At 55.8% G+C, this 5378-nt stretch carries 3 rRNA genes; all 3 read left to right on the top strand.

The features are described from left to right. The first annotated feature begins 178 nt into the window (after window positions 1-178). Window positions 179-1697: ribosomal RNA gene (locus M3G03_RS12715) — 16S ribosomal RNA — on the top strand. 336 nt (window positions 1698-2033) lie between these two features. Further along, window positions 2034-5125, top strand: a 23S ribosomal RNA gene (locus tag M3G03_RS12710). Between the two features lie 113 nt (window positions 5126-5238). After that, a 5S ribosomal RNA gene (gene rrf, locus M3G03_RS12705) occupies window positions 5239-5355 on the top strand. The 16S, 23S and 5S rRNA genes sit together here, the layout of an rRNA operon. Window positions 5356-5378 lie beyond the last annotated feature (23 nt).

Below are 5378 nucleotides of genomic sequence, written 5' to 3'. Positions count from 1 at the left end.
ATTGCCTGCACATTTTTTGTGTGGGTGTTGTGATGTCTCGTGCCTGGCCATGTGAATGGTTGGGTTCGTGATTCCTTTGATGAACAACATTTTGGATCAACGTCAGTTGGTTCTTTTTGCTGGGATTCGAGCTTGTTGACGGTTGTGGCAGCCATGTGTGGTTGTCTGCCGATATTTTTCAACGGAGAGTTTGATCCTGGCTCAGGACGAACGCTGGCGGCGTGCTTAACACATGCAAGTCGAACGGTAAGGCCCTTCGGGGCACACGAGTGGCGAACGGGTGAGTAACACGTGAGTAATGTGCCCTTGACTCTGGGATAACAGCCGGAAACGGTTGCTAATACCGGATATACACATGTGCCTGCATGGGTGTGTGTGGAAAGCTTTTGCGGTCTTGGATCAACTCGCGGCCTATCAGCTTGTTGGTGGGGTAATGGCCTACCAAGGCTTCGACGGGTAGCCGGCCTGAGAGGGCGACCGGCCACACTGGGACTGAGATACGGCCCAGACTCCTACGGGAGGCAGCAGTGGGGAATATTGCACAATGGGCGGAAGCCTGATGCAGCAACGCCGCGTGCGGGATGACGGCCTTCGGGTTGTAAACCGCTTTCAGTAGGGACGAAGCGCAAGTGACGGTACCTACAGAAGAAGCACCGGCCAACTACGTGCCAGCAGCCGCGGTGATACGTAGGGTGCGAGCGTTGTCCGGAATTATTGGGCGTAAAGAGCTTGTAGGCGGTTGATTGCGTCAGAAGTGAAAACTCAGGGCTTAACCCTGAGCCTGCTTCTGATACGGGTCGACTAGAGGGAAGTAGGGGAGAACGGAATTCCTGGTGGAGCGGTGGAATGCGCAGATATCAGGAGGAACACCGGTGGCGAAGGCGGTTCTCTGGACTTTTCCTGACGCTGAGAAGCGAAAGCGTGGGGAGCAAACAGGCTTAGATACCCTGGTAGTCCACGCCGTAAACGGTGGGTACTAGGTGTGGGGGACATTCCACGTTCTCCGTGCCGTAGCTAACGCATTAAGTACCCCGCCTGGGGAGTACGGCCGCAAGGCTAAAACTCAAAGGAATTGACGGGGCCCCGCACAAGCGGCGGAGCATGCGGATTAATTCGATGCAACGCGAAGAACCTTACCTGGGTTTGACATGTACCGGAAACATCCAGAGATGGGTGCCCCCTTTGTGGTCGGTACACAGGTGGTGCATGGCTGTCGTCAGCTCGTGTCGTGAGATGTTGGGTTAAGTCCCGCAACGAGCGCAACCCTCGTCCTATGTTGCCAGCGGGTAATGCCGGGGACTCATGGGAGACCGCCGGGGCCAACTCGGAGGAAGGTGGGGATGAGGTCAAGTCATCATGCCCCTTATGTCCAGGGCTTCACGCATGCTACAATGGCTGGTACAAAGGGCTGCGATACAGTAATGTTGAGCGAATCCCAAAAAGCCAGTCTCAGTTCGGATTGGGGTCTGCAACTCGACCCCATGAAGTCGGAGTCGCTAGTAATCGCAGATCAGCAACGCTGCGGTGAATACGTTCCCGGGGCTTGTACACACCGCCCGTCAAGTCATGAAAGTCGGTAACACCCGAAGCCGGTGGCCCAACCCTTGTGGGGGGAGCCGTCGAAGGTGGGACTGGTAATTAGGACTAAGTCGTAACAAGGTAGCCGTACCGGAAGGTGCGGCTGGATCACCTCCTTTCTAAGGAGCCATACAATCACTGCGTGAGTGGTGGTTCATGTCGATTGCCCATGCGAGTGTTGTGGGGTCGGCTGGTTCTGGATTGTGGAACATTGACCTGAAGCCGGCGTCTGCGTCGCACCTGTCAGTACAGCCCCCGTCTTTGGGTGGGGGAGTGGAACCTTGGGTGTGGGTGGGGGTTGGCTGGAGCACGTTGTTGGGTCCTGAGGACTCGGTTGCGCAAGCGACTGTTTCTTCGTGCGGGCCATGGTTGCCTGGGCTTTGTTGTCTGGGTGGTTGTGGTGGCGTTTGTTTCTTGAGAACTTCACAGTGGACGCGAGCATCTTTGTAGATTTTTGACAAGCTACTAAGTGCGATCGGTGGATGCCTAGGCACCAAGAGCCGATGAAGGACGTTGTAACCTGCGATAAGCCATGGGGAGCTGGTAAACGAGCTGTGATCCGTGGATTTCCGAATGGGGAAACCTTGAATACCGGAGTCATGTCCGGCGACCTCCGCCTGAATGTATAGGGCGGTTGGAGGGAACGGGGGGAAGTGAAACATCTCAGTACCCCCAGGAAAAGAAAACAATAGTGATTCCGTCAGTAGTGGCGAGCGAACGCGGAAGAGGCCAAACCGTATGTGTGTGATAGCCGGCAGGTGTTGCATGTGCGGGGTTGTGGGGCCACCTGGCCAGGTCTGCCGACCTGGTGGGGAGTGATAAATGACTGGTGAAGTTGAAGCGGTTGGGAAGCCGTAGCGTAGAGGGTGAGACTCCCGTAGACGTAAGCTGGTCACTTCCTGGTGTTACCCCAAGTAGTACGGGACCCCTGAAATCCCGTGTGAATCTGGCAGGACCACCTGCTAAGCCTAAATACTCCTTGGTGACCGATAGCGGACAAGTACCGTGAGGGAAAGGTGAAAAGTACCCCGGGAGGGGAGTGAAATAGTACCTGAAACCGATCGCATACAATCCGTCGGAGCCCGTGAGGGTGACGGCGTGCCTTTTGAAGAATGAGCCTGCGAGTTAGTGGTGTGTGGCGAGGTTAACCCGTGTGGGGGAGCCGTAGCGAAAGCGAGTCCGAACAGGGCGTTGAGTCGCATGCTCTAGACCCGAAGCGTAGTGATCTATCCATGGCCAGGTTGAAGCGAAGGTAAGACTTCGTGGAGGACCGAACCCACTTGGGTTGAAAACCGAGGGGATGAGCTGTGGATAGGGGTGAAAGGCCAATCAAACTACGTGATAGCTGGTTCTCCCCGAAATGCATATAGGTGCAGCGTCGCATGTTTCTTACCGGAGGTAGAGCACTGAATGGTCTAGGGGGCCCACAAGCTTACCGAAATCAATCAAACTCCGAATGCCGGTAAGTGAGAGTGCGGCAGTGAGACTGTGGGGGATAAGCTTCATAGTCGAGAGGGAAACAGCCCAGATCATCAGCTAAGGCCCCTAAGCGATAACTAAGTGGAAAAGGATGTGGAGTTGCGGAGACAACCAGGAGGTTGGCTTGGAAGCAGCCACCCTTGAAAGAGTGCGTAATAGCTCACTGGTCAAGTGATTCTGCGCCGACAATTTAGCGGGGCTCAAGTTATCCGCCGAAGCTGTGGCATTCACACGTGTACCTGCGCAAGCCAGGTGTGTGGATGGGTAGGGGAGCGTCGTGTGCGCGGTGAAGCGGCGGGGTGACCCAGCCGTGGAGAGCACACGAGTGAGAATGCAGGCATGAGTAGCGAATGACGGGTGAGAAACCCGTCCGCCGAATATCCAAGGGTTCCAGGGTCAAGCTAATCTGCCCTGGGTAAGTCGGGACCTAAGGCGAGGCCGACAGGCGTAGTCGATGGACAACGGGTTGATATTCCCGTACCGGCGAAAGCGAGCCCATACTGAATGTGATGATGCTGAGCACGGAAGCTGCCGGATCCCTTCGGGGTGATGGTGGTGACTCTGCGACCCAATTCATTAGTAGGTAAGCTGCGGAGGGACGCAGGAAGGTAGCCTGCCCCGGGCGATGGTTGTCCCGGGACAAGTGTGTAGGGCGAACGGTAGGCAAATCCGCCGTTCATGTGCCTGAGACATGATGTGGAAGCAGCATTCGTGCTGTGACCAGGTGATCCTATGCTGCCTAGAAAAGCTTCGTGAGTATTGCTTAGCCGCCCGTACCCCAAACCGACACAGGTGGATAGGTAGAGAATACCAAGGCGATCGAGACAATCATGGTGAAGGAACTCGGCAAAATACCCCCGTAACTTCGGAATAAGGGGGACCGGACACGTGATCCCACTTGCTGGGAGCAGCGTTGAAGGTCGCAGAGACCAGGCCCAAGCGACTGTTTACCAAAAACACAGGTCCGTGCCAAGTCGAAAGACGATGTATACGGACTGACTCCTGCCCGGTGCTGGAAGGTTAAGGGGAAGTGTCAGCGCAAGCGAAGCACTGAACTTAAGCCCCAGTAAACGGCGGTGGTAACTATAACCATCCTAAGGTAGCGAAATTCCTTGTCGGGTAAGTTCCGACCTGCACGAATGGAGTAACGACTTGGGCGCTGTCTCCACCATGAACTCGGCGAAATTGCATTACGAGTAAAGATGCTCGTTACGCGCAGCAGGACGGAAAGACCCCGGGACCTTTACTATAGTTTGGTATTGGTGATCGGTACGACTTGTGTAGGATAGGTGGGAGACTGTGAAGCATGCACGCCAGTGTGTGTGGAGTCAACGTTGAAATACCACTCTGGTCGTTCTGGTTATCTAACCTAGGTCCATTATCTGGATCAGGGACAGTGCCTGATGGGTAGTTTGACTGGGGCGGTCGCCTCCCAAAAGGTAACGGAGGCGCCCAAAGGTTCCCTCAGCCTGGTTGGCAATCAGGTGTTGAGTGTAAGTGCACAAGGGAGCTTGACTGTGAGAGGGACACCTCGAGCAGGGACGAAAGTCGGGACTAGTGATCTGACGGTGGCATGTGGACGCGCCGTCACTCAACGGATAAAAGGTACCCCGGGGATAACAGGCTGATCTTGCCCGAGCGCTCACAGCGACGGCATGGTTTGGCACCTCGATGTCGGCTCGTCGCATCCTGGGGCTGTAGTCGGTCCCAAGGGTTGGGCTGTTCGCCCATTAAAGCGGCACGCGAGCTGGGTTCAGAACGTCGTGAGACAGTTCGGTCCCTATCCGCTGCGCGCGTAGGAATCTTGAGAAGGGCTGTCCTTAGTACGAGAGGACCGGGACGGACCAACCTCTGGTGTGCCAGTTGTCCTGCCAAGGGCACGGCTGGTTTGCTACGTTGGGAAGTGATAACCGCTGAAAGCATCTAAGCGGGAAGCACGCTTCAAGATGAGGGTTCCCACAGATTAATCTGGTAAGGCCCCCTGTAGACCACAGGGTTGATAGGTCGGATGTGGAAGTGCTGCAAGGCATGGAGCTGACCGATACTAATAGGCCGAGGGCTTGTCTTTCTACAAAGATGCTACGCGTCCACTGTGAGGTTCTGGAGACACAACCGCCTCCCCCCGCACCTGGTTGGACCGGGGTGTGGTGCTGGTCGCAGGCAGTGACATCTCCATAGTGTTTCGGTGACCATGGCGAAAGGGAAACACCCGGCTCCATTCCGAACCCGGAAGTTAAGCCTTTCAGCGCCGATGGTACTGCAGGAGGGATCCTGTGGGAGACTAGGACGTCGCCGGACTTACATATTGCCCCCCGCAACCA

This window comes from Aestuariimicrobium sp. p3-SID1156 (assembly GCF_025144225.1).
Taxonomy (GTDB): domain Bacteria; phylum Actinomycetota; class Actinomycetes; order Propionibacteriales; family Propionibacteriaceae; genus Aestuariimicrobium.
The sequence above is the reverse complement of the archived record's forward strand: the minus strand, read 5'-3'. Positions and strand labels throughout refer to the sequence as shown.